The 15,230-nt window shown below is 67.9% G+C and carries 11 protein-coding genes and 4 tRNA genes; all 15 read right to left on the minus strand.

What is annotated here, in order from left to right:
- Window positions 1-24: 24 nt before the first annotated feature.
- The 15 genes from rpsG to FPV26_RS02860 all read right to left on the minus strand — a co-directional run bounded on the left by rpsG (window position 25) and on the right by FPV26_RS02860 (window position 15,213).
- Window positions 25-492 (minus strand): 30S ribosomal protein S7, encoded by a 468-nt coding sequence (gene rpsG, locus FPV26_RS02790; protein ID WP_147652192.1) that lies wholly within the window; start codon window positions 490-492, stop codon window positions 25-27.
- 12 nt (window positions 493-504) lie between these two features.
- Window positions 505-879, minus strand: coding sequence for a 30S ribosomal protein S12 (rpsL, locus tag FPV26_RS02795; protein WP_147652193.1), 375 nt, complete (start codon window positions 877-879; stop codon window positions 505-507).
- A gap of 250 nt (window positions 880-1,129) precedes the next feature.
- Window positions 1,130-5,341: a DNA-directed RNA polymerase subunit beta' gene (gene rpoC / locus FPV26_RS02800; RefSeq protein WP_147652194.1), complete on the minus strand. Its 4,212-nt coding sequence runs from the start codon at window positions 5,339-5,341 to the stop codon at window positions 1,130-1,132.
- Window positions 5,342-5,454: 113 nt separating this feature from the next.
- Window positions 5,455-9,627 carry a DNA-directed RNA polymerase subunit beta gene (gene rpoB / locus FPV26_RS02805; RefSeq protein ID WP_147652195.1) on the minus strand — a complete coding sequence of 1,391 codons (4,173 nt, stop codon included), beginning with the start codon at window positions 9,625-9,627 and terminating at the stop codon, window positions 5,455-5,457.
- A gap of 325 nt (window positions 9,628-9,952) precedes the next feature.
- Entirely contained in the window at window positions 9,953-10,327 is a 375-nt protein-coding gene (gene rplL, locus FPV26_RS02810) for a 50S ribosomal protein L7/L12 (RefSeq protein ID WP_147652196.1), read from the minus strand.
- Between the two features lie 62 nt (window positions 10,328-10,389).
- Entirely contained in the window at window positions 10,390-10,911 is a 522-nt protein-coding gene (rplJ, locus tag FPV26_RS02815) for a 50S ribosomal protein L10 (RefSeq protein ID WP_147652197.1), read from the minus strand.
- A 307-nt stretch (window positions 10,912-11,218) separates the two neighbouring features.
- Complete coding sequence (rplA, locus tag FPV26_RS02820) at window positions 11,219-11,917, minus strand: 50S ribosomal protein L1 (RefSeq protein WP_147652198.1); 699 nt, start codon at window positions 11,915-11,917, stop codon at window positions 11,219-11,221.
- A 4-nt stretch (window positions 11,918-11,921) separates the two neighbouring features.
- Window positions 11,922-12,350 (minus strand): 50S ribosomal protein L11, encoded by a 429-nt coding sequence (rplK, locus tag FPV26_RS02825; RefSeq protein ID WP_147652199.1) that lies wholly within the window; start codon window positions 12,348-12,350, stop codon window positions 11,922-11,924.
- Between the two features lie 85 nt (window positions 12,351-12,435).
- A complete protein-coding gene (nusG, locus tag FPV26_RS02830) occupies window positions 12,436-13,005 on the minus strand; it encodes a transcription termination/antitermination protein NusG (RefSeq protein WP_147652200.1) in 570 nt (189 codons plus the stop codon).
- A gap of 2 nt (window positions 13,006-13,007) precedes the next feature.
- Entirely contained in the window at window positions 13,008-13,385 is a 378-nt protein-coding gene (gene secE, locus FPV26_RS02835) for a preprotein translocase subunit SecE (RefSeq protein ID WP_147652201.1), read from the minus strand.
- Between the two features lie 93 nt (window positions 13,386-13,478).
- A tRNA-Trp gene (locus FPV26_RS02840) sits at window positions 13,479-13,554 on the minus strand.
- Between the two features lie 100 nt (window positions 13,555-13,654).
- Window positions 13,655-14,845: an elongation factor Tu gene (gene tuf, locus FPV26_RS02845; protein WP_147652190.1), complete on the minus strand. Its 1,191-nt coding sequence runs from the start codon at window positions 14,843-14,845 to the stop codon at window positions 13,655-13,657.
- A 35-nt stretch (window positions 14,846-14,880) separates the two neighbouring features.
- Window positions 14,881-14,956, minus strand: a tRNA-Thr gene (locus FPV26_RS02850).
- A gap of 32 nt (window positions 14,957-14,988) precedes the next feature.
- Window positions 14,989-15,062: transfer RNA gene (locus FPV26_RS02855), tRNA-Gly, on the minus strand.
- Window positions 15,063-15,127: 65 nt separating this feature from the next.
- Window positions 15,128-15,213: transfer RNA gene (locus FPV26_RS02860), tRNA-Tyr, on the minus strand.
- Between the last annotated feature and the right edge of the window lie 17 nt (window positions 15,214-15,230).

The following is a 15,230-nucleotide window of genomic DNA, read 5'->3' on the forward strand; positions in this document are numbered from 1 at the left end:
GGCCGGGACGGCCCGGCAGGGACATCACCAGCGGTAGTGGGCGAACGCCTTGTTCGCTTCCGCCATGCGGTGGGTTTCCTCGCGCTTCTTGATCGCGCCGCCGCGGTTCTCGGAGGCGTCGATCAGCTCGGCGGCAAGCTTGCGCGGCATGCCGTTCTCGCCGCGCTTGCGCGCGGACTCGATCAGCCAGCGCATCGCCAGCGCCATGCGGCGGGAGGCACGCACTTCGACCGGCACCTGGTAGGTGGCGCCGCCGACGCGGCGGGACTTGACCTCGACCGCGGGGGCGACGTTGCCGAGCGCCTTCTCGACCAGCTCGAGCGGGTTGGCGTTCTTCTCGCCGATGACATCCATGGCGCCGTAGACGATCTTCTCGGCGACCGACTTCTTGCCGCTCTGCATCACCATGTTGATGAAGCGGGCGATGGTTTCGCTGCCGTGCTTGGGATCGGGCAGCACGCTGCGGCGGGGGACGGAACCTTTACGCGACATAGTGCATCACCCTCAGGACTTCGGACGCTTGGCGCCGTACTTGGAACGACCCTGGCGGCGCTTGGTGACGCCGGCGGCGTCGAGCGAACCGCGCACGGTGTGGTAGCGCACGCCCGGCAGGTCCTTGACGCGACCGCCGCGGATCAGCACCACCGAGTGCTCCTGCAGGTTGTGACCCTCGCCGCCGATGTACGAGATCACCTCGTAGCCGTTGGTCAGGCGCACCTTGGCCACCTTGCGCAGGGCCGAGTTCGGCTTCTTCGGCGTGGTGGTATAGACGCGGGTGCACACGCCGCGGCGCTGCGGGCAGTTCGCCAGCGCGGGCGAAGCGCTCTTGTGGGTTTGCGGGCTGCGCGGCTTGCGCACCAGCTGGTTGATCGTTGCCATTCGTGGGCTCTTTGCGGTTAGGCCGGGGCCTTGACTGAAAACGAAGCAGGCCGAACGGATCCGGCCCACTTAGACGGAAAAGTATAGCCCGCGTTAAACACGAGGGTCAACGCGAGCCGGCGGGGACCTCGGGGGCGGCCCCCCGGGGTCCGGATCTACGGTTCCCGCCCGTCCCTGGGCCGAACACGAGGCGGATCCGTCCGCCTCATTTCGGGGTCTGGGGCGGCCCGGAGGCCGCCGGGGGCATGGTTCAGCTGGCGCTCGACTCCTCGCCCGCCGCGGCCGGTTCGGCCTCGGCGGTGCCGCCGGCCAGCGTCTCCAGCTCGGCCTCGGTCAGGCCCGAGGCGGTGCGGCGACGCTGGTTGTGGTAGGCCAGCCCGGTGCCGGCCGGAATCAGGCGGCCGACGATCACGTTCTCCTTCAGGCCGCGCAGGCTGTCGCGGGTGCCCCGCACCGCGGCCTCGGTGAGCACGCGGGTGGTCTCCTGGAACGAGGCCGCCGAGATGAACGACTCGGTCGCCAGCGAGGCCTTGGTGATGCCGAGCAGCACCGGCTCGAACTTGGCCGGCAGTTCGCCCTTGGCCACGGCGGCGGCGTTGGCCTCGATCACGCGCTGGCGCTCGACCTGCTCGCCCTGCAGGAAGCGGGTGTCGCCCGGATCGGTGATCTCGACCTTGCGCAGCATCTGGCGAATGATCACCTCGATGTGCTTGTCGTTGATCTTCACGCCCTGCAGGCGGTAGACGTCCTGGATCTCCTTGACCAGGTACGCGGCCAGCTCCTCCACGCCCTTCAGGCGCAGGATGTCCTGCGGGTTGGGCTCGCCGTCCACGACCGTCTCGCCCTTCTCCACGTGCTCGCCCTCGAACACGATGATCTGGCGGTACTTCGGGATCAGCTCCTCGTGCTCCTCGCCGTCGGTGCCCTTGATGATCAGGCGCTGCTTGCCCTTGGTGTCCTTGCCGAAGCTGACCACGCCCGACTTCTCGGCCAGGATCGCCGGATCCTTGGGCTTGCGGGCCTCGAACAAGTCGGCCACGCGCGGCAGGCCGCCGGTGATGTCGCGGGTCTTGGACGCCTCCTGCGGGATCTTGGCGACCACGTCGCCGACCCCGACCGCGTCGCCGTCCTGCAGGTTGACGATCGAGCGCGGCGGCAGCAGGTACTGCGCCGGCAGGTCGGTGCCCGGGATGGTCAGGTCGTTGCCGTCCTTGTCCACGATCCGGACCAGCGGACGCAGGTCCTTGCCGGCCGAGCCGCGACGCTTGGGATCGGTGATCTCGCGCGAGGCCAGGCCGGTGAGCTCGTCGGTCTTCTCGATGACGGTGACGCCGTCCACGAAGTCCACGAAGCGCACGTAGCCGGCCACTTCCGAGACGATCGGGTGGTTGTGCGGGTCCCAGTTGGCGATGGTCTGGCCGGCCTTGACCTCGCCGCCGTCGCGGACGCTGATGGTGGCGCCGTACGGCAGCTTGTAGCGCTCGCGCTCGCGGCCGTGGGCGTCGAGCACCGACACCTCGCCCGAGCGCGACACCGCCACCAGGTGGCCGGCGGCGTGCTCGACGTGCTTGAGGTTGTTGAACTTCACCGAGCCGGTGGTCTTGACCGTGACGTTGTCGATCGCCGCCGCGCGCGAGGCCGCGCCGCCGATGTGGAACGTACGCATGGTCAGCTGCGTGCCCGGCTCGCCGATGGACTGCGCGGCGACCACGCCGACCGCCTCGCCGAGGTTGACCAGGTGGCCGCGGCCGAGGTCGCGGCCGTAGCAGTGCGCGCACACGCCGAAGGCGCTCTCGCAGGTGATGGTCGAGCGGACCTTGATCGCCTGGACGCCGGCCTCCTCGAGCTTCTGCACCCACTGCTCGTCGAGCAGCGTGTTGCGGGTGACGAACGGATCCTCGTCGTTGCCCGGCAGGAACACGTCCTCGGCCACGATCCGGCCGAGCACGCGGTCGCGCAGCGGCTCGACCACGTCGCCGCCTTCCACGATCGGGGTCATGGTCAGGCCGTCGCGGGTGCCGCAGTCCACCTCGGTGACCACCACGTCCTGGGCCACGTCCACCAGGCGCCGGGTCAGGTAGCCCGAGTTCGCGGTCTTGAGCGCGGTGTCGGCCAGGCCCTTGCGCGCGCCGTGGGTGGAGATGAAGTACTGCAGGACGTTCAGGCCCTCGCGGAAGTTCGCGGTGATCGGGGTCTCGATGATCGAGCCGTCCGGCTTGGCCATCAGGCCGCGCATGCCGGCCAGCTGGCGGATCTGCGCCTGCGAACCGCGCGCGCCCGAGTCGGCCATGATGAAGATCGAGTTCATGGACTTCTGCTCGACCGTCTCGCCCTTGGCGTTGACCACCTTCTCGGTGCCGATCGCGTCCATCATCGCCTTGGCGACCTTCTCGTTGGTGCGCGACCAGATGTCCACGACCTTGTTGTAGCGCTCGCCGGCAGTGACCAGGCCCGACTGGTACTGCTGCTGGATCTCCAGCACCTCGGCCTCGGCCTCGGCCAGGATCTCCTTCTTCTCCGCCGGGATGATCATGTCGTCGATGCCGATGGACACGCCGGCGCGGGTGGCGAAGCCGAAGCCGGTGTACATCAGCTTGTCGGCGAACACGACCGTGTCCTTCAGACCCAGGCGCCGATAGCAGGAGTTGATCAGGCGCGAGATGTTCTTCTTGGTCAGCTCGACGTTGATCAGCTCGAACGGCAGGCCCTCGGGCAGGATCTCGTGCAGCAGCGCGCGCCCGACGGTGGTCTCCACCAGGCTGCGGCGCGGGACGCGGCTGCCGTCCTCGGCGATCACCACCTCGTCGATGCGCACCTTGATCCGGGCGTGCAGCTCGACCACGCGGTTGTCGTAGGCGCGCTTGACCTCGGCGACGTTGGCGAACGCCATCCCCTCGCCCTTCTTGTTCTCCAGGGCGCGGGTCATGTAGTACAGGCCGAGCACCACGTCCTGCGACGGCACGATGATCGGCTCGCCGTTGGCCGGGCTGAGGATGTTGTTGGTGGACATCATCAGCGCGCGCGCCTCGAGCTGGGCCTCCAGGCTCAGCGGCACGTGCACGGCCATCTGGTCGCCGTCGAAGTCGGCGTTGAACGCGGTGCACACCAGCGGGTGCAGCTGGATCGCCTTGCCCTCGATCAGCACCGGCTCGAAGGCCTGGATGCCGAGGCGGTGCAGGGTCGGGGCGCGGTTGAGCAGGACCGGATGCTCGCGGATCACCTCCTCGAGGATGTCCCACACCTCCGGCTCCTCGCGCTCGACCAGCTTCTTGGCCGCCTTGATCGTGGTGGCCAGGCCGCGGCGCTGCAGCTTGGAGAAGATGAACGGCTTGAACAGCTCCAGCGCCATCTTCTTCGGCAGGCCGCACTCGTGCAGGCGCAGGGTCGGGCCGACCACGATCACCGAGCGGCCGGAGTAGTCCACGCGCTTGCCGAGCAGGTTCTGGCGGAACCGGCCCTGCTTGCCCTTGATCATGTCGGCCAGCGACTTGAGCGGGCGCTTGTTGGTGCCGGTGATGGCGCGGCCGCGGCGGCCGTTGTCCATCAGCGCGTCGACCGCCTCCTGCAGCATGCGCTTCTCGTTGCGCACGATGATGTCGGGCGCGTTGAGCTCGAGCAGGCGCTTGAGGCGGTTGTTGCGGTTGATGACCCGGCGGTACAGGTCGTTCAGGTCCGAGGTCGCGAAGCGGCCGCCGTCGAGCGGCACCAGCGGGCGCAGGTCGGGCGGCAGCACCGGCAGGACGGTCAGCACCATCCACTCCGGGCGGTTGCCGGACTCGATGAATGCCTCGATCAGCTTGATGCGCTTGGTCAGGCGCTTGAGCTTGGTCTCGGAGTTGGTGGCGGCGATCTCCTCCTTGAGCCGGACCAGTTCGGACTGGAGGTCGATCGTGCGCAGCAGCTCGTGCACGGCCTCGGCGCCCATCGCGGCGTCGAAGTCGTCGCCGTGCTCCTGGCGGGCCTGCATGTACTGCTCCTCGGTGAGCAGGGTGCCGCGCTCGAGCGGGGTCAGGCCCGGCTCGGTGACCACGTAGGCCTCGAAGTAGAGGATGCGCTCGATGTCGCGCAGGGTCATGTCGAGCATCAGGCCGATGCGCGAGGGCAGCGACTTCAGGAACCAGATGTGCGCGACCGGGCTGGCCAGGTCGATGTGGCCCATGCGCTCGCGGCGCACCTTGGCCAGGGTGACCTCGGTGCCGCACTTCTCGCAGACCACGCCGCGGTGCTTCATGCGCTTGTACTTGCCGCACAGGCACTCGTAGTCCTTGATCGGGCCGAAGATCGCGGCGCAGAACAGGCCGTCGCGCTCCGGCTTGAAGGTGCGGTAGTTGATCGTCTCGGGCTTCTTCACCTCGCCGTACGACCAGGAGCGGATGAGGTCCGGCGACGCCAGGCCGATCTTGATCGCGTCGAAGTCGAGCGTCTGGCGCTGCTGGTTGAAGAGGTTGAGCAGGTCTTTCATGTCTGTCTCCTAGCGGAGGAACTCGTCGAGGACGGGAAGGGAACAGGGGGTCGGGAGCAGGGGGGGGAGGGCAGGCTGTTCCCTGCTCCCTCTACCCTGCTCCCCGCTTCTCGTCAGTGCTCCTCCAGCTCCATGTTGATCGCCAGCGAGCGGATTTCCTTCACCAGCACGTTGAAGGACTCCGGCATGCCGGCGACCATCTCGTGCACGCCGTCCACGATGTTCTTGTACATCTGGTTGCGGCCCTGCACGTCGTCGGACTTCACCGTCAGCATCTCCTGCAGGGTGTAGGCCGCACCGTAGGCCTCCAGCGCCCACACCTCCATCTCGCCGAAGCGCTGGCCGCCGAACTGCGCCTTGCCGCCCAGCGGCTGCTGGGTGACCAGCGAGTACGGGCCGGTCGAGCGCGCGTGCATCTTGTCGTCCACGAGGTGGTTCAGCTTCAGCATGTGCATGTAGCCGACCGTGACCGGACGCTCGAACGCCTCGCCGGTGCGGCCGTCGTACAGCGTGGTCTGGCCGCTCTCGGGCAGGTCGGCCAGGCGCAGCATGGCCTTGATCTCGTCCTCCGCCGCGCCGTCGAACACCGGGGTGGCCATCGGCACGCCGTCGGTGAGGTTGGCGGCCAGGCGCAGCAGCTCCTCGTCGGAGAACTGCGACAGGTCCACGCGCTCGCCGAGCAGCTTGCGGTCGTGGTTGTAGATCTGGTCCAGGAACGCGCGCAGCTCGGACACCTTGGCCTGCGCCTCGAGCATGCGCTGGATCTTCTGGCCCAGGCCCTTGGCGGCCCAGCCCAGGTGCGTCTCGAGGATCTGGCCGATGTTCATGCGGCTCGGCACGCCGAGCGGGTTGAGCACGATGTCCACCGGGGTGCCGTCGGCCATGTACGGCATGTCCTCGACCGGCACGATGGTCGAGACCACGCCCTTGTTGCCGTGGCGGCCGGCCATCTTGTCGCCCGGCTGGATCCGGCGCTTCACCGCCAGGAACACCTTGACCATCTTCAGCACGCCCGGAGCGAGGTCGTCGCCCTGGGTGATCTTGGCGCGCTTGTCGGCGAAGCGCTTCTCGAACTCGGCCTTGTGCGCCTCGATCTGCTTGGACGCGCGCTCGATGGCGTCGTTGGCCTCGTCGTCCTTCATCCGCAGCTGGAACCAGTCGGACTTCTTCAGGCCGTCGAGGTAGGCGTCGGTGACGGTGTCGCCCTTCTTCAGGCCCGGGCCGCCGTTGGCGACCTTGCCGACCAGCTGCGAGCGCAGGCGCGCGTAGATCGCGCTCTCCAGGATCCGGAACTGGTCGTCGAAGTCCTTCTTGACGCGCTTGATCTCGTTCTCCTCGATCTGGCGCGCACGCTTGTCCTTCTCGATCCCGTCGCGGGTGAAGACCTGCACGTCAATGACGGTGCCGTCCATGCCCGGCGGCACGCGCAGCGAGCTGTCCTTCACGTCGGAGGCCTTCTCGCCGAAGATCGCACGCAGCAGCTTCTCCTCGGGGGTGAGCTGCGACTCGCCCTTCGGCGTGACCTTGCCGACCAGGATGTCGCCGGCGCGGACCTCGGCGCCGATGTAGACCACGCCCGACTCGTCCAGGCGCGAGAGCGCCTGCTCGGACACGTTCGGGATGTCGGCGGTGATCTCCTCGGGGCCGAGCTTGGTGTCGCGCGCGACGCAGGTCAGCTCCTCGATGTGGATCGTGGTGTAGCGATCCTCCTCGACCACGCGCTCGGAGAGCAGGATCGAGTCCTCGAAGTTGTAGCCGTTCCACGGCATGAACGCGACCAGCATGTTCTGGCCGAGCGCCAGCTCGCCGATGTCGGTCGAGGGGCCGTCGGCCAGCACGTCGCCGCGGGCCACGCGGTCGCCCACGTTCACCAGCGGACGCTGGTTGATGCAGGTGTTCTGGTTGGAGCGGGTGTACTTGACCAGCGTGTAGATGTCCACGCCGGCGTCGGTCTCGCCCGAGATCTCGTCCTCGTTCACCTTGACCACGATGCGGCCGGCGTCCACCTGCTCGATCACGCCGCCGCGGGCCGCGTTCACGGTCACGCCCGAGTCGCGCGCCACGGCGCGCTCGATGCCGGTGCCGACCAGCGGCTTCTGCGCGCGCAGCGTCGGCACCGCCTGGCGCTGCATGTTGGCGCCCATCAGCGCGCGGTTGGCGTCGTCGTGCTCGAGGAACGGCACCAGCGCCGCCGCCACCGACACGGTCTGCATCGGCGAGACGTCCATGTAGTGGATCTCGCTCGGCGGCTTGAGCAGCGACTCGCCCTGGTAGCGGCAGGCGACGAACTGCGCGGTCAGGTTGCCCTTCTCGTCCTGCGGCGCGTTGGCCTGGGCGATGACGTACTCGTTCTCCTCGATCGCCGACAGGTACTCGACCTCGTCGGTGACCTTGCCGTTGACGACCTTGCGGTACGGGGTCTCGAGGAAGCCGTAGCGGTTGGTGCGCGCGAACACCGCCAGCGAGTTGATCAGGCCGATGTTCGGGCCTTCCGGGGTCTCGATGGTGCAGACGCGGCCGTAGTGGGTCGGGTGCACGTCGCGCACCTCGAAGCCGGCGCGCTCGCGGGTCAGGCCGCCCGGGCCGAGCGCCGAGACGCGGCGCTTGTGGGTGACCTCGGACAGCGGGTTGTTCTGGTCCATGAACTGCGACAGCTGCGAGGAGCCGAAGAACTCCTTGATCGCGGCCGCCACCGGCTTGGCGTTGATCAGCTCCTGCGGCGTGAGCCCCTCGGACTCGGCCATGGACAGGCGCTCCTTGACCGCGCGCTCGACGCGGACCAGGCCGACACGGAACACGTTCTCGGCCATCTCGCCGACGCTGCGCACGCGGCGGTTGCCGAGGTGGTCGATGTCGTCCACGGTGCCGCGGCCGTTGCGGATCTCGCACAGCACCTTGATCACGTCGAGGATGTCGGAGGTCTGGCCCTGCGCGGCGAGCAGGCGCTGCGCCTCTTCGTCCTTGCCGCCCTTGTACTCGCTGAAGTAGCGGTGGTCGAACAGCACCGCCGGACCCTCGACCGACTTGCGGCCGAGGCGGCGGTTGAACTTCATCCGGCCCACGGCCGAGAGGTCGTAGCGCTCGAAGGTGAAGAACAGGTTGTGGAACAGGTTCTCGGCGGCCTCCTTGGTCGGCGGCTCGCCCGGGCGCATCATGCGGTAGATCTCGACCAGCGCCTCGAGCTTGGTCTTGGTCGGATCCAGGCGCAGGGTGTTGGACAGGTACGGGCCGCGGTCGAGGTCGTTGACCCAGATCGTGCCGATGCTCTCGATCCCGGCCTTGCGGAACCTGGCCAGGTGGTCCTCGGTGATCTCGTCGTTGGCGGCGGCCAGCAGCTCGCCGGTCTTCGCGTCCACCACGTCGTGGGCGAGGATGCGGCCGACCAGGTAGCCGTCCGGCACCGCCAGCGCGGCGATGCCCGACTGCTCGAGCTGCTTGACGTGGCGCGCGGTGATGCGCTTGCCGGCCTCGACGATCACGCGGTCGCCGTCGGCCAGGTCGAAGTCGAGGGTCTCGCCGCGCAGGCGCTCGGGCACCAGTTCGAGCTGCACGCCTTCCGGCAGGATGTGGAAGGTGTTGATCTCGAAGAAGTGCCGCAGCATCTCCTCGTTGGTGTAGCCGAGGGCGCGCAGCAGGATCGTCACCGGCAGCTTGCGGCGACGGTCGATGCGGGTGAACACGGCGTCCTTCGGGTCGAACTCGAAGTCGAGCCAGGAGCCGCGGTAGGGGATGATGCGGGCGCTGTACAACAGCTTGCCCGAACTGTGGGTCTTGCCGCGGTCGTGGTCGAAGAACACGCCCGGCGAGCGGTGCAGCTGGGAGACGATGACGCGCTCGGTGCCGTTGACGATGAAGGTGCCGTTCTGGGTCATGAGCGGGATCTCGCCCATGTACACCTCCTGCTCCTTCACATACTTGATCGCCTTGGTGGACGACTCGCGGTCGTAGATCACCAGGCGCACGGTCACGCGCAGCGGCGCACCGTAGGACAGGCCGCGGTTGCGGCACTCGCGCTCGTCGAACGGCGGCTCGCCGAGCTTGTAGCCCACGTACTCGAGGGCGGCGTTGCCGCTGTAGCTGACGATCGGGAACACCGACTTGAGCGCGGCGTGCAGGCCCTTGTCCTCACGCCTGGACGGCTCGACGTCCGCCTGGAGGAACTCGCGGTAGGAGTCCACCTGGATCGCGAGCAGGTACGGCACCTCGAGGATCGAGCGGCGCTTGCCGAAGTCCTTGCGGATGCGCTTCTTTTCGGTGAACGAGTAGGTCGTGGACGCTGTGGTCATGGGGCTGCCGCCTCGGTTGGAGCCGGGATCGGGGATCGCGGACCGGGTGCCGGCGACGACGGGAGAAGCAGGGCCCTCGCGGTGCGGGGAGGCTGCGTCATCGTTGCGTCGCCTGTTCCTGGTCGTGAATCTCAAATCCCTCGGGGGAGATTTGAACTGTCAGTTGGAAGCCGCGGGTATTGCCGGCACCCGCACGCCCTCTGCTGCTGCTTCCAACTACCAACTCGGTTGGGTTTTGCTGTCCTGCTGCAACGGCCAAAGGCCGGGGGCTTTCGCCCCCAGCCTCGGCTGGTCGCCAGTATCTCGCCGGCGACGCAAGTACCGCTTACTTGACTTCGACAGTCGCGCCAGCGGCCTCGAGCTCCTTCTTGAACTTCTCGGCGTCTTCCTTCGAGACGGCTTCCTTGACCGTCTGCGGGGCACCCTCGACCAGGTCCTTGGCCTCCTTCAGGCCCAGGCCGGTGATGGCGCGCACCGCCTTGATCACCTCGACCTTCTTCTCGCCGGCGGCCTTCAGCACGACGGTGAACTCGGTCTGCTCCTCGACCGGGGCCGCGGCGGCGACCGGGCCGGCGGCGACGGCCACCGGGGCGGCGGCGGAGACGCCGAACTTCTCTTCGATCGCCTTCACCAGCTCCATCACTTCCATCAGCGACTTGGCGGCGATGGCTTCGACGATCTGCTCGTTGGAAAGGGACATTGTGGTTTACCTCTGGAAATTGGAATCGGTAGGGGGGCGTCGCAACCGGCGGGGCGGTTGCCTCAGGCGGCGGACTCGGCCGGGGCGGCGTCGCCGCCACCCTGCTTGTCGGCCACGGCCTTCACGGCGCGGGCGAACATCGCGGCCGGCTCGGCCAGGACGCGCGCCAGCATCGCCAGCGCCTGCTCGCGGGTCGGCAGCGAAGCCAGCACCTCGACGTGGGCGGCGGGCAGCAGCTTGCCCTCCATCGCCACGACCTTGGGCTTGAGCTTCTCGTTGCCCTTGGCGAACTCCTTGATCAGGCGGCCGGCGGCGCCGGGCTCCTCGATCGAGAACGCGTACAGCAGCGGGCCGGTGAGGACGTCCTTGACGCACTCGTAGCCGGTGCCCGCCACGGCGCGCGCGGCCAGGGTGTTCTTGACCACCTTCAGGTACACGCCGGTCTCGCGAGCCTTCTTGCGCATCGCGGTCATCTGCTCGACCGTGGTGCCCGCGTACTCGGCGGCGACCAGGGAGTGGGCCTTCGCGGCCACTTCCGCCAGTTCGGCGACGACGGCTTGCTTCTGGGACAGGTTGAGAGCCATTGCACTCCTCCAAATGAACTCCGCTCGCGGCTCCTGCCGCTTGCGGTCCTGGGCGGCGCCGTCCTGGCGCCGGGGACGCGGAAGCGTCCCGGTGGTGGCCCTTCCAGAAAATGCTTCCAGAGGGGGCATCACCATCTGCGCAGGCCATTGCCCTGCCGGGCGCCGATTAAGCGGTCCCGCCTGCGGACGACGACGACTCCGTGCCTTCCGAGCCTCCCTGCCCGTCGTCGTTGCGCGCGGACCGCGCCTGCGGTCTTTGACGGCGTCGCCTCGGGCCGGAGCCCTCGGCGATGCCCTCAAAATTGGGTTACTTCAGCGAGAGCGACGCCTGGTCCACGATCACGCCCGGGCCCATGGTCGAGCTGAGCGAGATCTTCTGCAGGTAGGTGCCCTTCGCGCTGGCCGGCTTGGCCTTGAGCAGGTCGTGCAGCAGGGCGTGCAGGTTGCCCTTCAGCGCTTCCGGCTCGAAGCTGGCCTTGCCGATCGTGCAGTGGATGATGCCGGCCTTGTCGGTGCGGTAACGCACCTGGCCCGCCTTGGCGTTGCGCACCGCCTCGGCCGGGTTCGGCGACACCGTGCCGACCTTCGGGTTCGGCATCAGGCCGCGCGGACCGAGCACCTGGCCGAGCTTGCCGACCACGCGCATCGCGTCGGGGGTGGCGATCACCACGTCGTAATTGAGGTCGCCGGCCTGCATCTTCTCGGCCAGGTCGTCCATGCCGACCACGTCGGCGCCGGCGGCCAGGGCCTCCTCGGCCTTGGCGCCCGGCGGGCAGAACACGGCCACGCGCACGCTCTTGCCGGTGCCGGCGGGCAGCACGGTCGAGCCGCGCACCTGCTGGTCGGACTTCTTCGCGTCCACGCCCAGGCGCACCGCCACGTCAATGGACTCGGCGAACTTGGCCGTGGCGTGCTGCTTGATGATCTTCAGAGCCTCGTCGATCGGGTACGCCTTGCCCGGCTGCACCGCGGCCTTGATCGCCTTCTGTCGCTTGGTCATCGCCATGGTCTCAGCCCTCCACCACCAGGCCCATCGAGCGGGCCGAGCCCGCGATCGTGCGCACCGCCGCCTCGAGGCTGGCCGCGGTCAGGTCGGGTTCCTTCGCCTTGGCGATCTCCTCGAGCTGCTTGCGGGTGACCTTGCCCACCTTCTCCGTGTTCGGGCGCTTGGAACCCGACTGGATGCCGGCGGCCTTCTTCAGCAGGATCGAGGCCGGCGGGGTCTTGGTGACGAAGGTGAAGGTGCGGTCGGAGTAGGCGGTGATGACCACCGGGATCGGCAGGCCCGGCTCCAGCTTCTGCGTGGCGGCGTTGAACGCCTTGCAGAACTCCATGATGTTCAGGCCGCGCTGGCCGAGCGCCGGGCCCACGGGCGGGCTCGGGTTGGCCTGGCCGGCCTTGACCTGCAATTTGATGTAACCGACGACTTTCTTTGCCATTGCTTTGCTCCTGCGAGTGCGAACGCCTTGCGGCTCCTCGCGTCAGTTGCCGGGACGAACCGCTCGCCCCGGCGTATCCCTCGGTTCAGGCCTTCTCGACCTGGCCGAATTCCAGCTCCACCGGCGTGGAACGGCCGAAGATCAGCACGGCCACGCGCAGGCGGTTCTTCTCGTAGTTGACTTCCTCGACCACGCCGTTGAAGTCGTTGAACGGGCCGTCCACGACCCGCACCATCTCGCCCGGCTCGAACAGCACCTTCGGCTTGGGCTTCTCCACGCCCTCCTGGACCCGGTCGAGGATGGCCGCGGCCTCCTCGTCGCGGATCGGCAGCGGGCGGTCGGCGGTGCCGCCGATGAAGCCCATCACCTTCGGCGTCTCCTTGACCAGGTGCCAGCTCTCGTTGTCCATGCGCGGGATGCCGCCCTCGTCGTGGGTGGCGATCTGCACCAGGACGTAGCCCGGGAAGAACTTGCGCTCGGAACGGCGTTTCTGGCCGGAGCGCATCTCCACGACCTCCTCGGTCGGCACCAGCACCTCGCCGAAGCGGTCCTGCATGCCCATGCGCGCGATCCGGTCGCGCAGCGCCTGGGCCACCGCCTTCTCGAAGCCGGAATAGGCGTGGACCACGTACCAGCGCTTGGTAACTTCGCTCATGCTCACCGTCCCAGCAGGAACTTGACCGCGGCCTGGATCACGACGTCGAAGCCGGCCAGGATCAGGCTGATCACGATCACCGCGACGATGATCGCCAGCGTCGCCCGGCCCGCCTCCTGGCGGGTCGGCCACACCACCTTGCGCAGCTCGAAGCGGGCCTCGGCCAGGAACTCGCGGGTCTGCGCGCCCTTGGCCGTGGTCAGGAACACCACGGCGCCGGCGACCAGGCCGCCGATCACCGCCAGGCCGCGCAGGGCGCCCGGCCACTGGCCGAACCAGTAGAAGGCGAACACGCCCGCCGCGACCAGCGCGAGCGCCAGCGCGTGCTTGACGATGTCGCCTGGATTGGCGGCCTTGGGTTGTTCGACCTTGCTGTTCATCCGCTCTGTCGCCGTCGGGTCTCGACCGCGTCGTCAAGATTTCGGACCCGACCGTCCTTCGGCCGGGCCGCGCGGGCACGGGGCCCGCGGGAGTGGCACGCCAGGAGGGACTCGAACCCCCAACCTGCGGTTTTGGAGACCGCTGCTCTGCCGATTGAGCTACTGGCGTACTGGTTTTTGGGTCGTTTCCGGAAAAGGCAACGGCGGCTTGCGCCGCCTGCCCTCACCCCAGCCCTCTCCCGCGCGCGGGAGAGGGGGAAACACGGGGCTTACTTCAGGATCTTCGCCACCACGCCGGCGCCGACCGTGCGGCCACCCTCGCGGATCGCGAACCGCAGACCCTCTTCCATCGCCACCGGGTTGATCAGCGACACCGACAGCTTCACGTTGTCGCCCGGCATCACCATATCCACGCCCTCCGGCAGCGTCACCGCGCCGGTCACGTCCGTGGTCCGGAAGTAGAACTGCGGGCGGTAGCCCTTGAAGAACGGCGTGTGACGGCCGCCCTCCTCCTTCGACAGCACGTACACCTCGCACTCGAAGTCGGTGTGCGGGGTGATCGTGCCCGGCTTCGCCAGCACCTGGCCGCGCTCCACCTCGTCGCGCTTGGTGCCGCGCAGCAGCAGACCCGCGTTGTCGCCCGCCTGGCCCTGGTCCAGCAGCTTGCGGAACATCTCCACGCCGGTCACCGTCGTCTTCTGCGTCGGACGGATGCCCACGATCTCGACTTCGTCGCCCACCTTGATCACGCCGCGCTCGATGCGGCCGGTCACCACCGTGCCGCGGCCCGAGATCGAGAACACGTCCTCCACCGGCATCAGGAACGGCTTGTCAATGTCGCGCTGCGGCTCCGGAATGTACGAGTCCAGCGCGTCCACCAGCTTGATGATCGACGGCACCCCGATCTCCGACTGGTCGCCCTCCAGCGCCTTCAGCGCCGAACCCTTGATGATCGGCGTGTCGTCGCCCGGGAAGTCGTACTTGCTCAGCAGCTCGCGGACCTCCATCTCCACCAGCTCCAGCAGCTCGGCGTCGTCCACCATGTCCGCCTTGTTCATGTACACCACGATGTACGGCACGCCCACCTGCCGCGCCAGCAGGATGTGCTCGCGCGTCTGCGGCATCGGGCCGTCCGCCGCCGACACCACCAGGATCGCGCCGTCCATCTGCGCCGCACCCGTGATCATGTTCTTCACGTAGTCCGCGTGGCCCGGGCAGTCCACGTGCGCGTAGTGCCGGGTCGGCGACTCGTACTCCACGTGCGCCGTCGAGATCGTGATCCCGCGCGCCTTCTCCTCCGGCGCCGCGTCAATCTGGTCGTACGCCTTGAACTCGCCGCCGAAACGCTCCGCACCGATCTTCGTCAGCGCCGCCGTCAGCGTCGTCTTGCCGTGGTCCACGTGACCGATCGTGCCCACGTTCACGTGCGGCTTCTTGCGCTCGAACTTTTCCTTGGACATTGCGAGTTACCTGAGGACAAGGTGGAGTTGCGATGTGGTGCTCACGACTGGAATCGAACCAGCGACCTCCTCCTTACCAAGGAGGTGCTCTACCGACTGAGCTACGTGAGCAGGTTTTGGGCAGCGCTGCGTCGCGGCGTCAATGGAGCGGGAGACGGGAATCGAACCCGCACCATCAGCTTGGAAGGCTGAGGTTCTACCATTGAACTACTCCCGCGCCGGCAGCCCTGCTTGGGTGTTGCAACCGGCGGGTGGTAAGGCCGCCGGGTGTTGCGGTGGAACTGGTGGAGGGAGGTGGATTCGAACCACCGAAGGCGTAAGCCAGCAGATTTACAGTCTGCCCCCGTTGGCCGCTTGGGTATCCCTCCAAAAGAGCCCGAAATGA

The sequence above is a fragment of the Vulcaniibacterium gelatinicum genome (assembly GCF_008033445.1).
In the GTDB taxonomy this organism is placed as follows: domain Bacteria; phylum Pseudomonadota; class Gammaproteobacteria; order Xanthomonadales; family Xanthomonadaceae; genus Vulcaniibacterium_B; species Vulcaniibacterium_B gelatinicum.

Coding starts and splice junctions, on each gene's coding strand:
- rpsG (WP_147652192.1), bottom strand. CDS start 492: ATGTCGCGTAAAGGTTCCGTCCCCCGCCGCAGCGTGCTGCCCGATCCC.
- rpsL (WP_147652193.1), bottom strand. CDS start 879: ATGGCAACGATCAACCAGCTGGTGCGCAAGCCGCGCAGCCCGCAAACC.
- rpoC (WP_147652194.1), bottom strand. CDS start 5,341: ATGAAAGACCTGCTCAACCTCTTCAACCAGCAGCGCCAGACGCTCGAC.
- rpoB (WP_147652195.1), bottom strand. CDS start 9,627: ATGACCACAGCGTCCACGACCTACTCGTTCACCGAAAAGAAGCGCATC.
- rplL (WP_147652196.1), bottom strand. CDS start 10,327: ATGTCCCTTTCCAACGAGCAGATCGTCGAAGCCATCGCCGCCAAGTCG.
- rplJ (WP_147652197.1), bottom strand. CDS start 10,911: ATGGCTCTCAACCTGTCCCAGAAGCAAGCCGTCGTCGCCGAACTGGCG.
- rplA (WP_147652198.1), bottom strand. CDS start 11,917: ATGGCGATGACCAAGCGACAGAAGGCGATCAAGGCCGCGGTGCAGCCG.
- rplK (WP_147652199.1), bottom strand. CDS start 12,350: ATGGCAAAGAAAGTCGTCGGTTACATCAAATTGCAGGTCAAGGCCGGC.
- nusG (WP_147652200.1), bottom strand. CDS start 13,005: ATGAGCGAAGTTACCAAGCGCTGGTACGTGGTCCACGCCTATTCCGGC.
- secE (WP_147652201.1), bottom strand. CDS start 13,385: ATGAACAGCAAGGTCGAACAACCCAAGGCCGCCAATCCAGGCGACATC.
- tuf (WP_147652190.1), bottom strand. CDS start 14,845: ATGTCCAAGGAAAAGTTCGAGCGCAAGAAGCCGCACGTGAACGTGGGC.